14 protein-coding genes are annotated in these 19065 nt (G+C 73.4%); 11 read left to right on the top strand and 3 right to left on the bottom strand.

Annotation, left to right across the window (positions count from 1 at the left end):
• The 3 genes from ABJI51_RS41155 to ABJI51_RS41145 all read left to right on the top strand — a co-directional run.
• Nucleotides 1-4836, top strand: a 4836-nt coding sequence (locus ABJI51_RS41155) for an RHS repeat-associated core domain-containing protein (RefSeq protein ID WP_431605717.1), incomplete at its 5' end; no start/stop codon positions are given.
• A 36-nt stretch (nucleotides 4837-4872) separates the two neighbouring features.
• Nucleotides 4873-5850, top strand: coding sequence for an ArsR/SmtB family transcription factor (locus ABJI51_RS41150; protein ID WP_348956614.1), 978 nt, complete (start codon nucleotides 4873-4875; stop codon nucleotides 5848-5850).
• A 63-nt stretch (nucleotides 5851-5913) separates the two neighbouring features.
• Nucleotides 5914-6438: a TetR family transcriptional regulator C-terminal domain-containing protein gene (locus ABJI51_RS41145; RefSeq protein ID WP_348956613.1), complete on the top strand. Its 525-nt coding sequence runs from the start codon at nucleotides 5914-5916 to the stop codon at nucleotides 6436-6438.
• Nucleotides 6439-6481: 43 nt separating this feature from the next.
• Here ABJI51_RS41145 and ABJI51_RS41140 read toward each other — a convergent pair whose 3' ends face one another.
• Nucleotides 6482-7534, bottom strand: coding sequence for a T6SS phospholipase effector Tle1-like catalytic domain-containing protein (locus ABJI51_RS41140; RefSeq protein ID WP_348956612.1), 1053 nt, complete (start codon nucleotides 7532-7534; stop codon nucleotides 6482-6484).
• Nucleotides 7535-7608: 74 nt separating this feature from the next.
• Here ABJI51_RS41140 and ABJI51_RS41135 point away from each other — a divergent pair, with 74 nt between their 5' ends.
• On the top strand, nucleotides 7609-8019 hold the full coding sequence (locus ABJI51_RS41135; RefSeq protein WP_348956611.1) for a hypothetical protein: 411 nt from the start codon (nucleotides 7609-7611) through the stop codon (nucleotides 8017-8019).
• Here the strand turns inward: ABJI51_RS41135 and ABJI51_RS41130 are convergent.
• Together ABJI51_RS41130 and ABJI51_RS41125 are read right to left on the bottom strand one after the other, a co-directional pair.
• A complete protein-coding gene (locus tag ABJI51_RS41130) occupies nucleotides 7986-9821 on the bottom strand; it encodes a glycoside hydrolase family 15 protein (protein ID WP_348956610.1) in 1836 nt (611 codons plus the stop codon). The genes ABJI51_RS41135 and ABJI51_RS41130 overlap by 34 nt on opposite strands.
• Nucleotides 9822-9829: 8 nt before the next feature.
• Nucleotides 9830-10879 (bottom strand): glucose 1-dehydrogenase, encoded by a 1050-nt coding sequence (locus ABJI51_RS41125; RefSeq protein WP_348956609.1) that lies wholly within the window; start codon nucleotides 10877-10879, stop codon nucleotides 9830-9832.
• A gap of 169 nt (nucleotides 10880-11048) precedes the next feature.
• Here ABJI51_RS41125 and ABJI51_RS41120 point away from each other — a divergent pair, with 169 nt between their 5' ends.
• The 7 genes from ABJI51_RS41120 to ABJI51_RS41090 all read left to right on the top strand — a co-directional run bounded on the left by ABJI51_RS41120 (nucleotide 11049) and on the right by ABJI51_RS41090 (nucleotide 18983).
• Nucleotides 11049-11384: an ArsR/SmtB family transcription factor gene (locus ABJI51_RS41120; protein WP_348956608.1), complete on the top strand. Its 336-nt coding sequence runs from the start codon at nucleotides 11049-11051 to the stop codon at nucleotides 11382-11384.
• 73 nt (nucleotides 11385-11457) lie between these two features.
• Nucleotides 11458-12258, top strand: coding sequence for a hypothetical protein (locus ABJI51_RS41115; RefSeq protein WP_348956607.1), 801 nt, complete (start codon nucleotides 11458-11460; stop codon nucleotides 12256-12258).
• 303 nt (nucleotides 12259-12561) lie between these two features.
• Nucleotides 12562-13344: a thioesterase II family protein gene (locus tag ABJI51_RS41110; RefSeq protein WP_348956606.1), complete on the top strand. Its 783-nt coding sequence runs from the start codon at nucleotides 12562-12564 to the stop codon at nucleotides 13342-13344.
• Nucleotides 13337-15076, top strand: coding sequence for an amino acid adenylation domain-containing protein (locus ABJI51_RS41105; protein WP_348956605.1), 1740 nt, complete (start codon nucleotides 13337-13339; stop codon nucleotides 15074-15076). The genes ABJI51_RS41110 and ABJI51_RS41105 overlap by 8 nt, the downstream gene beginning before the upstream one ends.
• On the top strand, nucleotides 15073-16464 hold the full coding sequence (locus tag ABJI51_RS41100) for a tryptophan 7-halogenase (RefSeq protein ID WP_348956604.1): 1392 nt from the start codon (nucleotides 15073-15075) through the stop codon (nucleotides 16462-16464). The genes ABJI51_RS41105 and ABJI51_RS41100 overlap by 4 nt, the downstream gene beginning before the upstream one ends.
• Nucleotides 16457-17581: a cation:proton antiporter gene (locus ABJI51_RS41095; RefSeq protein WP_348956603.1), complete on the top strand. Its 1125-nt coding sequence runs from the start codon at nucleotides 16457-16459 to the stop codon at nucleotides 17579-17581. The genes ABJI51_RS41100 and ABJI51_RS41095 overlap by 8 nt, the downstream gene beginning before the upstream one ends.
• Nucleotide 17582: 1 nt before the next feature.
• Nucleotides 17583-18983 (top strand): tryptophanase, encoded by a 1401-nt coding sequence (locus ABJI51_RS41090; protein ID WP_348956602.1) that lies wholly within the window; start codon nucleotides 17583-17585, stop codon nucleotides 18981-18983.
• Nucleotides 18984-19065: the final 82 nt, after the last annotated feature.

Genomic DNA, 19065 nt, shown 5'->3' with positions numbered 1-19065 from the left:
AACCCGTTGGTCGCGGAGACCCAGGACTCGACGAAGGCGTATTCGGGTGTGTCGTTGCTGGAGTCGGCGGCGGATCTGAAGTCGGCGATCGAGAGCGGGGACTGGGCGTCGGTGGCGTTGGGGGCGGTCGGGACGGCGCTGGATGCGTTGTCGATGGCGATGGACCCCTTCGGCGCGATCCTGGCTGCCGGGGTGGGGTGGCTGATGGAACACGTCGGCCCCCTCAAAGAAGCGTTGAACGGGTTGACCGGCAACGCCGACGAGATCGCCGCCCAGGCACAGACCTGGGCCAACGTCGCCACCGAACTGGGCGCCATCGGTGTCGATCTGACCGGGATGGTTACCGCGGACACCGCGACCTGGACCGGCAACGCCGCTGACGCCTACCGCCAACGCGCCAAAGACACCGTCACCTTGCTGGAGACGGCGCAGAAGGGGTGTGAGGGTGCCTCGAGTGGGGTGAAGACCGCTGGTGAGGTGGTGGCGGCGGTGCGGGCGCTGGTGCGCGACATCATCGCCGAGCTGGTCGGGCATCTGATCAGCTGGGCCCTGCAGGTGGTGTTCACCCTCGGCATCGGGATGACCTGGGTCGTCCCCCAGGTCATCAACGCCGTCGTCAAAACCGCTTCCAAGATCGCTGATCTGGTCAAACGCCTCGTCAAAGCGTTGCAGGCGTTGATTCCGCTGCTCAAACGCGCCGGGGACCTGTTCTCGGATGCGGCCAAAGCCCTGCGCAACATCAAACCGGGCAAGGCCGCCCCGGCGCCGAAGCACACCGAGATCAACGGCAACCCCAAAGGCATCGAGACCCACGGCGGCACCGGCGGCGGTAAGGGGGGTGGGGACGCCACCACCACCTCCGGCGCCAAAACCGACCCCGCAGGAACCAAAAACGACCCGACTCCGGTACCGAAGAACGCGGACGACACCGGGAAGACCACGGAACCCCCGCCACCACCGGCCACCCGTGGCCTCGACGGGGACGGCACCTCGACGTCGGGTGCGTCGAAGGGCCCCTCCAAGGACGGCCAGAACCCGGCGGAGACCAAGGAACCCGGCCAGAAGCCCTGCGAGTTCGACCCGATCGACGTCGCCACCGGCGACGTCCTGCTCACCGAGGTCGACCTCGTCGTCCCCGGCGACCTCGGCGAACTGGTCACCCGCAACCACGTGTCCTCCTACCGGGACGGCCGCTGGTTCGGCCCCTCCTGGGCGGCCCTGCCCGACGAGCGGCTCACCCTCGACGCCGGCGTGGTGCGCTACCACTCGGCCGACGCCATGGTGCTGACCTTCCCGCTGCCCGCACCCGGCACCACCGCCACCGCCCAGCACGGGCCGGTGCGCCTGCTGCACGCCGACGGCGACGACTACGTCGTCACCGACCCGAAACGCGGGCTGGCCCGGCGCTTCTCGCCCGCCACCGGCAGCGATGGCGAGCTGCTGCTGCGCGAAGTCCGGGCCGAGCACGGCGAATTCCTCGAACTCGACCGCGACCCCGGCGGCGCGCCCCGGCTGCTCACCCACTCCGGCGGCGCCCGGATCGCGTTCGACACCGCCGACGGCCGCGTGCGGGCCGTCCGCGCCCTCTCGCCCGGCGGGGACGTGCTGGTCGCCCGCTACGACTACGACGCACACGGCCACCTCGCGCTGCGCACGAACTCCACGCCCCGCCCGGCGCTCTACAGCCACGACGCCGACGGCCGGATCACCGGCTGGACCGACCACAACGGCGCCTGGTACCGCTACGTCTACGACGACCAGGGCCGCTGCGTCCGGACCGTGGGCGACCAGGGCTACCTGGACGGCTCGCTGGCCTACGCCCCGGGCCGCACCACGACCACCGACTCGCTCGGGCACCGCAAGGTCTTCGAGTTCGACGCGGCGGGCAACGTGGTCGCCGAGACGGACAAGCTCGGCGGCGTCACCCGCAGCGAATGGGGCCCGCACAACCTGCTGCTGTCCCGCACCGACCCGCTCGGGCGCCGCACCCGGTTCGAGCACGACGACGCCGGGATCCTCCGCGCGGTCGTGCGCCCCGACGGCTCCCGCGTGGTCCTGACCGAGCACACGGACACCACGCTGGAAATCGAGGTCACCGGCGACGACGGCCAGGTCTATCGCCGCCGCTACGCGGGCCCGGCGCTGCCCGATCCCTACACCGGCCCGCTCGGCGTCGCCGAGGACCAGGAGGCCGAGAACCAGGACGCCGGCCACGCGCCGGACCCCGGGACCCCGGCCGAGCCGGACCTGTTCGGCCGCCCGCGCGTCGTCCGGCACGCCGCCGGCCGCACCGCGCTGACCTGGACGGTGGAGGGCGACCTGCGGGCCGTCGTGGCCGCCGACGGCGCCCGGCAGCAGTGGACCTACGACGGCGAAGGCGGCGAGACGTCGCACATCGACGCACTCGGCCGCGTCACCGTCACCGAGCGCGGGCCGTTCGGCATCGTCACCGCCACCACCGACCCCTCGGGCGCACGCACCATCCACCGCTACGACACGGAACTGCGGCTGCTGGCCGTGACCGACCCGGCCGGACGGACCTGGGAGTACACCTACGACGCCGAAGGCAGGCTGCTCACCCAGTCCGACTTCGACGGCCGGGTCACCCGCTGCGCCTACGACGCCGCCGGGCAGCTGGTCCGCCTGGTCAACGCCGCGGGCGAGGTCGCCGAGTTCCGCTACGACCTGCTGGGCAACGTCACCGAGCGCGTCAGCGCCGCGGGCACCGAGACCTACCGGTACGACCCGGTCGGCAGGCTCGTGCACGCCGCCGGTCCCGGCGGGACGGTCGAGCTGGCCCACGACGACGCGGGCCGGGTCGTCCGGCAGACCACCGGCGGCCGGACCACGATCTTCGGCTACGACAGCGATTCCGCCACCCGGCGGCGCACACCGTCCGGAGTGGACGTCCACTGGCGACGGACGTCCGACGGCGTCGACCACCTGGAGGTCGCCGGGACCGGGCTGGCGCTGCGGCGCGACGGCGCGGGCCGCACGGTGGCCGTCGTGGCCGGGGCGAACCCGTTGGTGCAGCAGGAGTTCGACGGCGCGGGCCGCCTCGCGGCGCAGCGCACGCCCGCCGGGATCCGGCGCTACCACCGCCGTCCGGACGGCAGTGTCGCGGTGCGGGAGGACCCGGAAGGCGCGGTCCGGCACGAGTTCGACGCGGCCGGCCGGATCACCGCCGTGCTGCGACCCGGTTCGGCCGAGCACTACGCCTACGACGTCACCGGCCACCTGGTTTCGTCGTCGCCGGGCACCGGACCCGAAGCCGGGCCGCGCCGCTACACCGGCGGCGTGCTGGAGTCGGCGGGCGCGGTGCACTACGTCCACGACGCGCAGGGCAGGCTGGTCCGGCGGACCGTCGGCGACCTGACGTGGACGTTCGGCTGGGACGTCCACGACCACCTGACGACGGTGCACACCCCCGACGGCACGGTCTGGCGCTACCACTACGACGCGCTGGACCGCCGGATCGCCAAGGAGCGGCTGGACGCGGCGGGTGAGGCCGCCGAGCGGGTCGAGTTCACCTGGGACGGCAACGCACTGGTCGAGGCCCGGCACACGGCAGGCGGCGCGCCGGTGCAGACGTGGACGTGGGTGCACCACCCCGACGACGGCAGGCCGGTGGTCCAGGCGGTCACCACCCCGGACGGCCGTACGTGGCTGGCCGCGCTGGTCACCGACGACGTCGGGACGCCGACGGAGCTGGTGGGCGTGGACGGCGTGGTCCGCCCGGTCCGCACGAGCCTGTGGGGCCTGTCCGGGCCGGGCGCGGGGGAGACGCCGCTGCGCTTCCCCGGCCAGTACCTCGACCGGGAAACCGGGCTGCACTACAACGTCTTCCGGTACTACGACCCGGCGAACGCCCGGTACATCTCCCCGGACCCGCTCGGCCTCGTCCCGGCGCCCAACCCGCTGACCTACGTCGGTGACCCGCTGACCGAGTCCGACCCGCTCGGCTTGACGTCCGGCGGGTTCGGCAGCGACCCGGGCGACCAGCGCCGCTTCTCCACCCGGACGACGGCGGGCAAGTGCAAGCAGGCCACCCAGGCGGCGGCGCCGTACCCGAACCCGGCGACCCGGCCGAGGCGGGGCGGCGGCTCCGGCAGTACCTCGTCGAACCAGCCCGTCGCACCGCCCCCGCCGCGGGGCCCGAGGGACCCGGTCAGCGGCCGCACCACCTCCCAGGGCGGCGGCACGTCGTCCGGCGTCCAGACCCTCGACGGATCGCCACGGCCCGGCGGCTCGAAGCCGCAGCCGGGCGAGCTGACCGACGTCCAGGAACTGGAGAACACCAAGACCTCCGGCTACAGCAAGGAGCTGCAGGACGAGCTGAAGCACGTCAAGGGCTTCGACCAGGGCAGCGGCGCGCGCTGGATCCGCGGCCACCTCCAGAACGACAACCTCGGCGGCCCCGGCCTGTCGGAGAACATGACCCCGCTGACCTCGACGGCGAACAAGAACATGTCCAGCAAGTTCGAGACCCCGCTGAAGAACGCGAACACCCGCCTCGACCAGCTGAAGTCCCGGCTGCCGACGGACGCGGAACTGGGCCGCGCCGGCTTCCAGCCGAGCCAGTTCAACAAGGTCCGGCAGGACATCCAGAACCTGACGGTGGAGTACTCGGTCGACACGAGCCCCGGCGTGAAGTTCCCGAATTCGACGAACCCGTTCGAGCGCTCGATCCGGGAACACCTGGTGCTCAACGCGGAGTACAAGGGGCTGACCCCGGAGGTGCAGCAGTACATCAGCTTCGCCAAGGAGCCGAAGTTCCTGCCGCAGTTCCCGCCGAAGGGCACGAAGATGGACACCCTCACGGGCGAGTTCAGCTGACCGGGGCCGCCGGCCCGGCGGGGTAGCATGGGCCGGGTGATCGAGCTGGTGCTCGGGACGCTCGACCTGGCGAAGGTGCGGTTCGCGCGGTCGCCGATGGAGGAGCTCCGCAACAGCGTCTACGTCCTCGACGGCCGCCGGGGTGCGGATCTGCACCGGCCGTGGGTGGCGCTCGCCCGCAGCAGGCTGGCCGGTGTGGATCTCACCGTGCTGGTCACCCTGCTGTCGCTCGATCATGCCTTCCCGGGGTTCCTCAACCCGCTGACCGAGCCCGGCGAGACGTTCGGCGACCAGCTCGACCGGGTGCGGGCCACCGACGACGCCGGGGTCCGGTGCTACTTCGACGAAAGCTGGCCGCCGTCCGGGATTCCGCCGGTGCTGCGGCCGCTGTACGACGATCCGCAGCGCGCGCTCGGGCCCTTCTGCGATCTGCTCGCCCGCTACTGGAAGGCGGCGATCGAGCCGGTGTGGCCGCGGCTGTGCGCGTTGCACGAGGCCGACTTCGCCCACCGGTCGGCCATGCTGACCCGCGGCGGGCTCGCCCGGCTCTTCGACGACCTGCACGCGCAGATTGAGTACGCGGGCGACCGGCTGCGCGTCCTCCTGCCGCAGCACGACGTCCTGCACACCGTGAACGGCGTGGGGGTGCTGCTCAAGCCGAGCGCGTTCATCTGGCCGCGGATCAGCGTCTGCGACGGCCACGACCAGGTGTCGATCGGCTATCCCGCGCGCGGTGTCGGCAGGCTGTGGCAGCAGGCGCCGCCGGTGGCGCGCAGCCCGCTGGCGGACCTCGTCGGCCGCAGCCGGGCGGCGCTGCTCGCCCTGCTCGACCTGCCCCGCTCGACCACCGAGCTGGCCGAGCAGCTCGGCGTCACGGCCGCCACGGTCAGCGAGCACCTCATGGTGCTGCGGTCGAACAACCTCGTCCGGTCCCGCCGCACCGGCCGGGTCGTGCTCTACGAACGCACCCCGCGCGGCACCGGCCTCCTGCACGACGATTCGGCCCTGCCCTGATCGTCGCGTCCCGGTGGCTTCCGTCGCGACGATGGGACCACGAGGGACGAGGGAGGGCCGGGGATGCGCGGGACGGACGTCGCGGACGCAGTGGTGCGGATCATCGCGCGGGACGGGCTGGCGGCGGTGACTGCGCCGGCCGTCGCGGAGGAGGCGCGGCGGTCACGGGAGTGGGTGCAGCGCCACGCCACCGCCGAGGAACTGCTGCTGCGCCTGACCCTGACGAACACTGTTGCGGCAGTCGACCGCCGGATCGCGGCCGCACGGCACTCGCTGCCCGGGCTGCTCGGCACCCTGGCCGGGCAGCGGGTGCCGGATCTGGCGGAGCACCTGGCGTGGCTGAGCGCGCTCGCGCGGTCGGCGGCGGGCCCGGACCTCGCCGACCCGCTGCGCCTGCGTTTCGGCGCGGTCCACCGGGATCTCCACGCCCGGACCGCGACGGCGGCCCCGGCGGCGGACCACGCGGCCCGGGTGACATCGGCGCTGGCGGACGGCCTCGCGGCTCACGTGTTGATCGGCGCGTGTTCGCCGCAGGAGGCGGCGGGCTTGCTGGCCGCCTACGCGACGGCCTCGCGGCTCACGTGCTGATCGGTGCGTGCTCACCCCAGGAAGCGGCGGGCTTGCTGGCCGCCTACACGTCCATGACCTGATACCCCGGCGAACCGGCATAGGTGGCGAGGTTGGCGGGCCCGTAGGGCGGCTGCATGTGCTGCTGCCGGTACACCGCGCAGGAGGCGGCGAACTCCGACGCCGGGTCCGCGGCGCCGATCTCGCGGTCCACCGAGCCGAACCACCGGTAGAAGCCCTTGAGCGACCGGTGCAGCGTACCCAGCTCGTCGCGGGCGGCCAAGCCGTCGAACGCGTCCGGGGTGAACGCCAGCCCGCACTTCTCGGCGCGCCCCGCCATCCAGCGCAGCGTGAGGTCCGCCAGTGCGGGCTCGGGATAGCCGCCGCCGATGTCGGAGTGGACGCCCGCGAACCAGAGCTGCTCGCGTTGCTGGCCGTCCGCGTTCTTCGACGGCTTCCAGACCGCCGGGCGGAACGCCTTCCGGTGCTCGTCGACCGCCAGCGCCTGGAAGGCCGACTGCACCGTCGAGGACAGCTCGGTGTCGTGGAACTGCCAGCGCTTGTTCAGCCGGTGGATCAGGCGGCCGCCGCTGAGCGGGATGCCCAGCGCGCCGACGGTGTCCCAGACGCCGACGAACCGGATCGGCGTCACGTCCTGGTGGGCGTGCTTCGCGCGGAACTCCCGCGCCCGCGCGCTGTCCGGGCCGCTGAGGGCCCGGTTGCGGTCGCGGTACAGCCGGTAGGCGTCCCCGAGCAGGTCGATCTCGGCAGGCCGGAGGACACCGCAGTTGCGGATCAGGCCGACGACACTGCGCGCGGTGTAGGCACCGCGGCTGAACCCGAAGAAGAACAGCTCGTCGCCGGGTTCGTAGTGCCGGACGACGAACCGGTAGGCGTCCTGCACGTTGGCCGACAGGCCCACGCCGAACACGCCGCCGGTGAGGTGGTCCCACAGCTTCTTCCCGGTGCCGACGCCTTCGCGGTAATGGACCCGCTGCTCGATCCCCGCGGCATCCACGGGCGCGACGGCCTGCTTGAGCCGCACCACGTTCGTCGGAGCGGGCTGGGTGAGCGTGTTCCAGGTGCCGTCGCAGCAGATCACCAGCCGTTTCGCCATGTTCCCTCCCGGCGTCGTCCGTGAGTCGCCATCGGACAGTCGCGCGTTACGGCACGGCGGGCCTATCGTGCGGTATGGAGGACTGGGGGTCCGAAGCGGAACGACGGCTGTTCGCCACCGCGGGCACGTGGCTGCTGCTTCTCCTGGCGATCTTCGGCGCGGTCTTCCTGGTGGCCGGCATCCAGGGCGTCGCCGACGAGAGCCGGGCGGTGGGGGTGTTCCCGGCGCGGGTGGTGGCCGAGGCCGGGCCGTCGCTCCACACCGTGACCGTCCGCGGGCCCGACGGCCTGAAGCGGGTGAACGTCACGAAGTACGGCCGGCGCCAGGTAGGCAGCACCATCGAAGTCCGGTACTGGCCGGGCGGTCACCGGATCGAAGCGGCCACGCCGACGTACCGGCTGCTCGTGGTGGCAGGCAGCCTGATGATCCTGATCGGTGGCGGCGGCGCCGGTTACCGCGCCGCCCGGGCGCGACGGCGGCGGTAGGAACCGCGCTGGACGTCGCCGGTGGCGTCGGTCGTCGTACTTGCCCCCGAAAGGTGGCGGGCGGTGTTGACCAGGCCGACCATGCTGAACGCCTGCGGGGTGTTGCCGACCTGCCGCCGCAGCCGGGTGTCGTACTCCTCCGCCAGCAGGCCGACGTCGTTGCGCAGCCCGAGGAGCCGCTCGAACAGGTCCCGCGCCTCGGCCGTGCGGCCGATGCCGTGCAGGGCGTCGGCGAGCCAGAAACTGCACGCCAGGAAGCTCGCCTCGCCGCCGGGGAGGCCGTCGACGCCGCCGTCGGCCGAAGGGTCGTAGCGGCTGACGAAGCCGTCGTGGGCCAGTTCGGTGCGGACGGCCTCGACCGTGCCCGCCACCCGCGGGTCGCTCGCCGGCAGGAAACCCACCCTGGGGATCAACAGCAGCGCGGCGTCGAGGCCGCGGGACCCGTAGAACTGGGTGAAGGTGCCGCGCCCGGCGTCGTAGCCGTGGGTGCAGACGTCGTCGTGGATGCGGTCGCGCAGGGCACGCCACCGGCCGGACGGCCCGTCGAGGCCGTGGCGTTCGACCGTGCGGACCGCGCGGTCGACCCCGGCCCAGGCCATCACCTTCGAATGCACGAAGTGCCGCCGCGGGCCGCGGACCTCCCACAGGCTGTTGTCCGGCTTGTCCCAGTGGCCTTCGAGGAAGTCCAGCAGTGCGCGCTGCAGGTCCCACGCGGTGTGGGAGGTGGCGATCCCGGCCTCGCGGACCAGGTGCAGCCCGTCGAGGACCTCGCCCCAGACGTCGAGCTGGAACTGGTCCGCCGCGGCGTTGCCGACGCGGACCGGAGCGGAGCCCTCGTACCCGGCCAGCCAGTCCAAAGTGGACTCCGGGAGCCGCCGGCTGCCGTCGATGCCGTACATGATCTGCAGGTCGGCCGGGTCGCCGGCGACCGCTCGGACGAGCCATTCGCGCCAGGCGCGGGCTTCCTCGTGGTAGCCGGTGCCGATCAGGGCCTGCAGCGTGAAGGTCGCGTCGCGCAGCCAGCAGTAGCGGTAGTCCCAGTTGCGCGGCCCGCCGATCTGCTCGGGCAGCGACGTCGTCGCCGCGGCCAGGATGCCGCCGGTGGGCGCATAGGTGAGGCCCTTGAGCGTGACGAGGGCGCGGCGGACGGCGTCGGGCCACGCCCCGTCGTACCGGCAGCGGCCCGCCCAGTCCGCCCAGAAGCCTTCGGTGTCGCGCAGGGCGGTTTCGGCGTCGACGTGGCGAGGCCGCGGCAGGTGGGACGCGCGGTGGGTCAGCACGAACGGGACGCGGTCCCCGGCCGCCACGGTGAACTCCGCGTGGGTGGCCAGGTCCTCGCCGTGCAGCGGCACCGGGGTCCGCAGCCAGATCGCGTCCGGGCCGGCGACCGCGGCGAAGTCGCCGTCCTCGTGGTGCACCCACGGGGTCACGTGGCCGTAGTCGAAGCGCAGCCGCAGCAGCATCCGCATCGGGACGCGGCCGGAGACGCCTTCGACGATCCGCACGACGTCGGCGGCCTCGCCGCGGGGCGGCATGAAGTCCAGGACCCGGACGGTCCCGTCCGGGGTGTCCCATTCGGAGGACAGCACGAGCGAGTCGCCACGGTAGGCGCGCCGCGTCGCCGGGCCGCCGCCGGCCGGGGCGAGCCGCCAGGTGCCCGCCCGCTCGTCGTGCAGCAGCGCGGCGAAGCAGGCGGGGGAGTCGAAGCGGGGCAGGCACAGCCAGTCGATCGCGCCGTCGCGGGACAGCAGCGCGGCGGTGTGCAGGTCGCCCAGCAGGGCGTAGTCCTCGATGCGGGGCATCTCGCTCCTCAGTCGCCGGACAGGGTGATGACGACCTTGACGTCGTCCTCGCCCGCCTCGAAGGCTTCGGCGGCCTTCTCCAGCGGCACACGCCGGGTGACCAGCCGCTCCAGCCAGCCGCGGTCCGCCCGGGCGAGCGCGTCGGCCGCCGCGTGGTAGTGGCGCAGGTTGGCGTTGACCGAGCCGAGGACTACGTCGTTTTCGAGGACCAGCTCGCGGTTGATGCCGCCCGCGTCGACGGTGAGCGTCCGCCCGGTGGGGGACACGCCGGTGAGGCAGACGATGCCGTAGGCGGCGGTGCCCGCCATCGCCTCGAACACCAGGCTGCCGACGCCGGTCGCCTCGACGACGATGTCGGGTTCCAGCGCCGGGAGCACCTTCTCGACCGGGTCGTGGTGGTAGGTCGCGCCGAGGGACTCGGCCAGGCCGGGCTTCGGGCCGCCGGTGACGCGGTCGAGGACGTGGACGTCGAGCCCGCGCTGGACGCCGAGCAGCGCGGCCAGCAGCCCGATCGGGCCGGCGCCGGTCACCAGCACCCGCCGCGGCTCGAACCACGCCCGCTCGCCGACGCGCTGGATCTGCTCCCAGGCCTTCGCGACGACGGTCGTGGGTTCCAGCAGCATCCCGACCCGGCGCAGGCCCGGGTCCAGCCGCACCGCGTAGTCCGGTTCGACCGTCCACAGTTCACTGCCGTAGCCGTCGATCTCCTTGATGCCGCGCTCGGTGTAGCGGCCGTTGCGGCACATGTCGAACTCGCCGGCGGCGCACGCCCCGCACGGCTGCGGGTCGGGACGGCGGACGACGCCGACCACCAGGTCGCCCTGCGCGAAGCCGCCGGACGGCGTGATCACCTCGCCGAGGGACTCGTGCCCGAGCACGAGCCGGTCCCGGCCCGGCGGCGCCCAGCCGTACTCGCCGCGGGCGATCTCCTTGTCCGTGCCGCACACGCCCAGTGCCAGCCCGCGGACCAGCAGCTCGCCCGGTGCCGGCGCGGGGTCCGGCAGCGTGTCGTCCCGCAGCGATCCCTGCCGCTGCGGGACCACGGTCAGCGCTCGCATCCGGTGCTCCTCCACTTCGTCGTCGACTTGCCTGCCGGGTTGCCGGGGCCCGGCGGGCTAAACCTTCGCCACGACAACAGTTGCAGCCCGTAAGCAATCGGCGGGTGGTTTCGGACTTGCTAAGCTCGGCAAGTCGTGAACGCGGCGTCGCCGTCGAGGAGGAGTGTCCGTGAGCAGGCCCCTCTACCAGGCGAAGGCCGAGTTCTTCAAGACGCTGGGGCATCCCGCCCGGATCCGGGTGCTGGAGCTGCTGAGCGAGCGCGAGCACGCCGTGGCGGAGCTGCTGCCCGAGGTCGGGGTCGAGCCGGCCAACCTGTCCCAGCAGCTGGCCGTGCTGCGCCGCGCGGGGCTGGTGGTGACCCGCAAGGAAGGCTCGACGGTCCACTACTCGCTGACCAGCCCGCACGTGGCCGAGCTGCTGCAGGTGGCCCGCAAGATCCTGACCGGCGTCCTGGCGGGGCAGCTCGAGCTGCTCGACGACCTGCGGGACCCGTCGGGGGAGTGACGCCGGACGGTGTGTGCCGGGTCTCGCAATCCAACACTTGCAAAATTCTTTAACTGCATAGACCATCGACGACGTGGCTTCGACGTCGGCGGATCGCCCCGGAAACCCCTGTGTCGCGATCGTCTCCGACGGCAGCGGCCTGCCGCCCGGCGGCGACCTGACCGAGACGCTGAGCCTCGAAGCCGAGCTGGTCGGCCGCCTGGCTGGCCTGCCTGCCCGGCAGAAGATCCTCCCGGCCTCGGACGCGGCGGGCCTGGCCGCCGGAATCCGGGCCCTGCCCGCGGACATCAGCGCCGTCCTGCTGACCGCCGTGGCCCCCGCGCGGGCGCGCCAGGCACAGCAGGAACTGCGCGACGGCGGCGCGCGGCCGCTGGTCACCCGCGAGGACGCGACCGCGATCGCCCTGGCCGCGCTGGCCACGAGGACGCTGGCCGCGGCCGGGCGCTCGCACGGCAGCCGCGTCGTCCTCGCCGGGGCGCGGGAGCTGCCGCTGCTGATCACGCTGCTGATGGCGGCGGGCGTCACCGACATCACGACCTGGGAACCGGCCGACGCGGCGATCTTCCCGCTGCACGGCATCGTCTTCGGCGCGGACGTGGTGATCGACCTGGCCCGCGCGCTGCCGCCGCGGGTGGCGGCCCGGCTCGGCGGCACGACGGTGCTCACGGGTGCCGACGCGGCGGCGGCTCCCTACGCGGCGGCCGGCCTCCTCCACGCGGCGGTCACCACGCCAGGGCTCGTTTTCGGCATCGACGTCTACTGTGCTTGCGCCGACGTTCTCGTGCGCGGTGCCGGAACGACCGTGTCCGTTTCGCAGGGCACCGCACTGACCCGGCTGGTCGCCGAAGCGGTGAGCTGCCGGGGCGACGGCTGAAGCCGTTCCGCAATTCCGTTCCTGCCATGAAGATGAATCTCGTTCTGCGTTGGCACGCGGGCGGCCCGGGAATATCACCCCGGCGGGGGACTATCAAGCCCCGCAAGGCGGGCTGAGGTTAATTTCCGGCAACGCGACCGAACCGTTACGTGCGTTGCTCCGGTCGAGTCGTATCTTTTCGGGGCAGGCGATGATCGACATCGGTCGACGCAGGATCCGGTTCGCATAATCGTGGCACGAGTACCTGGATTCCATTTCCGGATGCCGGGAAAAATGTCGGAGTATTCACTTTAAGGAATTGCCATGCCCGCTGCCATCAGGTCGTTGTCCCGGGGGGATCAGCTCGGCGCGGACGGGTGCCGGTATCTGCTTCTCCCGCCGGCCGGTGGCACCGTCGGCACGCTCCGGCACGTCACCGCGGCCGCGCCCGGCGCCGACGTCTGGGGCGCGGAGTACCCCGGCCGGGGCGACCGGCTGGACACGCCGCCGCCCGGCTCGCTGGACCGGCTGGCCGAGCACCTCACCGGCGAGCTGCTGCTGCGCGGCACCGCGTGGGTGCGGCGGACCGTCCTGGTCGGGTTCAGCATGGGCGCGTTCGTCGCGGTCGAGGTGGCGCAGCGGCTGCGCACCCGCTGCGGGCCGCTGCCCGCCGCCGTCGTCGTCATCGGGGCACCCGCGCCGCAGCGGCGGATCCGCGGGCGGTACCGGCACCTCGGCGAGGACAGCCTGCCCGAGGTGCTGACCGGCGAAGGATTCGTGCCGGGACTGGGAAACCGGGCCTCGTTCGAGGTCTGGGCGTACGCGGTGGACCTCCTGCGCCGCGACGTCGCCCTCACCGCCGCCTACCGCGGCCCGGCAGGCACGCCGGTGCGGTGCCCGCTGGCCGCCCTGTGCGGGCAGGACGATCCCGTCGTCACCGAGGACGCGACCGAAGCGTGGCGGGAGTGGACGACCGGGGCGTTCCTGGCCGCGACCGTGCCGGGCGGCCACCTCGGGCTGCTCGCCCCTGGCCGCGGCGCGGAGTTCTGGACGTGGATGCGGCGGGTCGAACGGGACGTCGTCGCGGCGGGAGCACGCGATGCCTGACCTGCCGCCGTCCGTGGTCGGAGGCGGGCGGCGCTTCGTGCCGCAGGTGGGCTGGCAGCAGCTGTTCGAGCTGCGGGCCCGCGCCTTCCCGGGCCGGACGGCGCTGGTCGCCGACGACGTCGCCGTCAGCTTCGGCGACCTGTGCCGCTGGAGCGGGCGGCTGGCCAACGGGCTGCGGGCGGCCGGTGCGGTCCCCGGCTCGGTCGTCGCGTGCGCGATGTCCCGGTCCGTGCGGGCGATCCTCGCCCCGCTGGCCGTCGCCAAGGCGGGAGCGGTCTACCTGCCGCTGGATCCCGGGCTCCCGCCGGCGCGGCGCGCGCTGATCCTCGCCGAAGCGCGTCCGGCGGTGCTGCTCACGGACGTGCCGGAACTGGCGGCCGACGCGGATGTGGTGCTCACGCCGGAGAACTGGCGCCGCGAGCTGGCCGCCCGGCCCGGAGACGGCGACGCGGGCACCCGCCCCGGCGATGCCGCGTACGTCGTCTGCACCTCCGGCTCGACCGGGCGGCCCAAGGGCGTCGTGGTCGGGCACCGCAGCCTGGTCAACCTGTACGGCGAGCTGGCCGCCCGGCTGTTCCCGGCGGGCGGCGAGCCGCAGCGGGTGGCGCACGGCCTGCCGCTGGCGTTCGACGCGGCGTGGAACCCGTTGCTGTGGCTGGTCGGCGGGCACGAGCTGCACCTGGTGCCCGACGACGTCCGCGCCGATCCCGAGCAGTACGTCCGGTTCGTCCGCGAGCGGCGGCTCGACGTCGTGGAGGCCGTCCCGGCACAGCTGACCGGGCTGGTCGACGCGGGCCTGCTCACCGCGGGCACCTGCCCGCGGATGCTGCTCATGGGCGGCGAAGCGGTCCCACCACCGCTGTGGACGCGGCTGCGGGCGACGCCCGGCCTGACCGCGGTCAACCTCTACGGCCCGACCGAATGCACGGTGTTCACCACGTTCTGCCGGGTCGCCGATCAGGCGGAACCCGCGATCGGGCGGCCGATCGCCAACACGAGCGTCCGCGTGGTCGACCCGCACGACCGGCGGCCGGTGCCGGTCGGCGAGCCCGGCGAGCTGCTCGTCGGCGGGGCGTCGCTCGCGCTGGGCTACCTCGGCGACGCGGCGCTGACGGCCGAACGGTTCGGGACGGCACCCCAGCGCTGGTACCGCACCGGCGACCGGTGCCGCTGCGAGCCCGACGGCACGCTGCGCTGGCTGGGCCGCTTCGACGACCAGGTCAAGATCCGCGGGCACCGCGTCGAGCCCGCCGAGGCCGAACGCGCGCTGCTGGCGCTGCCCGGCGTGCGGCAGGCGCTGGTCCGGGGCGAGGACGGCGTCCTCGTCGCCTACGTCGTCCTCGGCTCGGGAACGCCGGCTGCCCTGCGCGAGCGGCTCGCCGAGACCCTGCCCGAATATCTGGTGCCCGCGATCGTCGAAGTCGGCGCGCTGCCGGTCGGGCGGACCGGCAAGGTCGACCGGCGCGCCACCCGGATCGCGCCGCGGCCGGTGGCGATGACCCCGGCCGAGACGGTCGTCGCGGCCGCGTTCCGCAGCCAGCTCGGGGTCGTCTCGGTGGCCCCGGACAGCGATTTCTTCGCACTCGGCGGGCACAGCCTTTCGGCCGCGGCACTGGCTGCCCGGCTGCGGGCCCGCGGGGTGCCGTGCTCGCTGCGTGACGTCCTGCGGCGGCGGACCGTCGCCCGGATCGCCGAACTCGTCCCCGACATCCCGGAAGGCGGAGCCCCATGACCGACTTCGACGTCATCGTCGCCGGCGGCGGGCCCGGCGGCTCGACCGCGGCCGGGCTCGTCGCCGCCGACGGGCACCGCGTCCTGCTGCTGGAGCAGGAACACCTGCCGCGCTACCGGATCGGGGAGTCGCTGCTGCCCGCCACGGTGCACGGGATCTGCGCCCTGCTCGGCGTGCGCGACGAGATCGAGCGCGCCGGGTTCGTCCGCAAGCGCGGCGGCGCCTTCCGGTGGGGGAGCAGCCCCGAGCCGTGGACGTTCTCCTTCGCCGCCTCCGAGCGCATGGCCGGGCCGACGTCGTACGCCTACCAGGTCGAGCGCACCCGCTTCGACACGATCCTGCTGCGCAACGCGGCCCGGCTCGGCGCCGACGTCCGCGAGGGTCACCAGGTGCTCGGCACGCTCCGCGACGGCGGCCGGATCACCGGCGTCCGCTACCGCGACGAGAGCGGACGCGAGCACACGGCGACGGCCCGGTTCGTCGTCGACGCCTCCGGGCACACCAGCCGCCTGCACCACGCCGCAGGCGGAGTCCGCGAGTACTCCCCGGACTTCCGCAACGTGGCGCTGTTCGGCTACTTCCTCGGCGGCGACCGGCTGCCCGAGCCGGACGCGGGCAACATCCTCTGCGTCGCGTTCGACGCGGGCTGGTTCTGGTACATCCCGCTGTCGCCGACGTTGACGAGCGTCGGCGCGGTCGTCCGCCAGGAGTGCGCCGCCCGCGTGCAGGGCGACCGCGAAACGGCGTTCCGCGGCCTGATCGCGGACTGCCCGCTGATCGCCCGCTTCCTCCGCGACGCCCACCGCGCCACCGAGCCGCCGTACGACCGGCTGCGGGTCCGCCGGGACTATTCCTACGACCGGACGACGCTGCACTGCCCGGGCCTGGTGCTGGTCGGCGACGCCGCCTGCTTCATCGACCCGGTGTTCTCCTCGGGCGTCCACCTGGCCACCTACAGCGCGCTGCTGGCCGCGCGGTCGATCAACAGCAGCCTGGCCGGGACGGTGCCGGAAGAGCGGTGCTTCGCCGAGTTCGAAGCCCGCTACCGCCGCGAGTTCGGCGTGTTCCGCGACTTCCTGAAGGGCTTCTACCGGCTGGAGGCCGACGCCCGGTCCTACTTCCGCCAGGCACACCGGGTGACCGGCCACGGCACCGACGACCGCGCGGCGTTCGCCGACCTGGTCGGCGGAGTGTCATCGGGCGATTTCGACGTCTTCGGCGAGGTCCTCGCGGAGGGAGCGCAGCTGCAGCTGCGCGGCCTGCTGGGAGCCGAGGCGGGCGAGGAGCCCCCGATGTTCCCGGGCGGCCTGGTGTCCACTCCGGACGGACGTCGCTGGCAGACGGCGTCCGGGGAACTGCCGTTGGTCCGGCAGGTGACCGATGCCTGACCTGACCGTCCTCCTCGCCGCACTGGCCGTGATCCTCGGGCTGGCCCGCCTTGCCGGGGCGGCCGCGATGCGGCTCGGCCAGCCCGCCGTCTTCGGCGAGATCCTCTGCGGCCTCGCCCTCGCCCCGGCCCTGCGGCTGCTCCCCGCCACCGCGGACAGCGCGCTCACCGCGCTCGCCCAGCTCGGTCTCGTGCTGTTCCTCTTCGCCGCCGGGGCGCACCTCGCGCCGTCGATGACCACGCGCAGGCTGAAGTCCGCCGTGATTCCCGCGCTCGGCGCCACGCTCGTCCCCTTCGCGCTGGGCGCCGCACTCGCCGTGTGGCTGGCCCAGCGGCACGCCCGCGGCGGCACCGGGGCGTTCGTCCTCGTCGTCGCGGCCGCGATGGCGGTGACCGCCTTGCCCGTGCTGGCCCGGATTCTCGCCGAACGCGGGCTGCTCGACGCCGTCGCCGGGCAGCGGGCCCTCACCGCGGCCGCCGTCTCCGACGTTGCCGCGTGGACCGTGCTCGCTCTCGCCACCGCTTCGGCGCACGGCTGGTCCGCCACGCTCGCGCTGCTGCCGCTGGCGGTGCTGTGGCCTGCCCGGCGCCGGCTCGGGCGGCTGTCCCGGTCGTCGGCGATGGTGGTGGCGGCCGGGCTCGCCTGCGCGGCCGCCGCCGTCACCGAAGCTGCGGGCCTGCACCCGGCGATCGGGGCGTTCTTCGCCGGGATCGTCGTCGGCCACGCCGTCCCGGCGCTCGCGGAACCGCTCAGCCCGGCCGGTTCGCTGCTGGTGCCGCTGTACTTCGTGCTCGTCGGCCGGGCCGTCGACGTGCGCCTGCTCGACGCGGCACTGGCCGCCGACATCGCCGCCGTCGTCGCCGTCGCCGTGGCGGGCAAGCTCGGCGGCGCCTACCTCGGCGCGCGCTCCGGCGGGCTGGACCCGCACCCGGCCGGGGTGTTCGCCGTGCTGATGAACACCCGCGGGGTCACCGAAATCGTCTTCGCCGGCATCGGGCTGAACCTCGGTCTCCTCGACGGCGCCCTCTACACCGCGATGGTCGTGATGGCGCTGCTGACCACGGCGATGACCGGCCCGCTGCTCACCCGGCTGTCCCGGCAACGCGAGGGAGTCTGACATGCCCGCCTACCCACCGGAACCCTGGCGCATCAAGATGGTCGAGCCGCTGCGGGCCACCACTCGCGCCGAGCGCGAGACGGCGTTGCGTGCCGCGGGCTGGAATCCGTGCCTGCTGCGGTCCGAAGACGTCTACGTGGACCTGTTCACCGACTCGGGCACCAACGCGATGTCGGACCGGCAGTGGTCGGCGCTGCTGCGCGGCGACGAAGCCTACGCCGGTGCCCGCAGCTTCTACGTCTTCGAGCAGGCCGTGCGCACCTTCTACGGCTACGAGCACGTCATCCCGGTCCACCAGGGCCGCGGCGGCGAGAACATCCTGTCCCGCTGCCTGATCCGGCCCGGCACCCACGTCCCCGGCAACATGTACTTCCCCAGCACGCGCGCCCACCAGGAACTGAACGGGGCGCAGTTCCACGACGTCATCGTCGACGAAGCCCACGACCCGGATTCGGACCACCCGTTCAAGGGCGACGTCGACCTCGCGAAGCTGAAGGCGGTGATCGACGAGTTCGGCCCGGCTTCGATCCCGTACGTCTCCCTGGCGGCGACGGTCAACATGGCGGGCGGGCAGCCGATCAGCGTCGCGAACCTGACCGAGACGTGCGAACTGGCGCACTCGCACGGCATCCCGGTGTTCCTCGACACCGCCCGCGCGGTCGAGAACGCCTGGCTCGTCAAGCACCGCGAACCCGGCTGGGCCTGCCGCCCGGTCGCGGAGATCCTGCGCGCGCTGTGCGCCCCGACCGACGGCGCGGTGATGTCGGCGAAGAAGGACTCGCTCGCCAACATCGGCGGCTGGCTCGCCCTGCGCGACCCGGACCTCGCCGAGCAGGCCCGCGGCCTGGTCCTGCTGTACGAGGGCCTGCACACCTACGGCGGCATGGCAGGCCGCGACATGGAGGCGATCGCGGCGGGCATCGCGGAATCGGTCGACGAGAACCACATCCGCGCCCGCGTCGCCCAGGTCGAGTACCTGGGCGAGCGGCTACGGGAGGCGGGCGTGCCGGTGGTACGCCCGTTCGGCGGCCACTGCATCTGCATCGACGCGGCGGCCGCCCTCCCGCACATCCCCAGGGACGAGTACCCGGCCCAGACCCTGGCGTGCGCGGCCTACCTGCAGGCGGGCATCCGCGGCGTCGAGCGCGGCGCGGTGACGGCGGGCCGCGACCCGTCGACGGGCGAGAACCGGTTGCCCCGCCTGGAACTCCTGCGCCTGGCCATCCCGCGCCGCGTGTACACGAGGGCCCACATCGACCTGGTGGCCGACGCCCTCATCGCGGTCCACCGCGACCGCGACCGGATCACCTGCGGGCTGACGTTCGACTGGGAGCCCCAGCATCTGCGGTTCTTCCAGGCCCGCTTCGCACCGGCGAGGGGACCGAGCATCTTCGGCGGCTGACGCGCCCCAAGGGGGGCGTTGGTGGAGTCCCACGCACCGAAGGCGAACCGTCTTGAATGACTCATTCAGGACCTCCGAAGAC

Source organism: Amycolatopsis melonis, assembly GCF_040064235.1.
GTDB classification, from domain to species: Bacteria; Actinomycetota; Actinomycetes; order Mycobacteriales; family Pseudonocardiaceae; genus Amycolatopsis; species Amycolatopsis melonis.
Note: the sequence above shows the minus strand (reverse complement) of the source record. Positions and strands in the feature narration are given on the sequence as shown.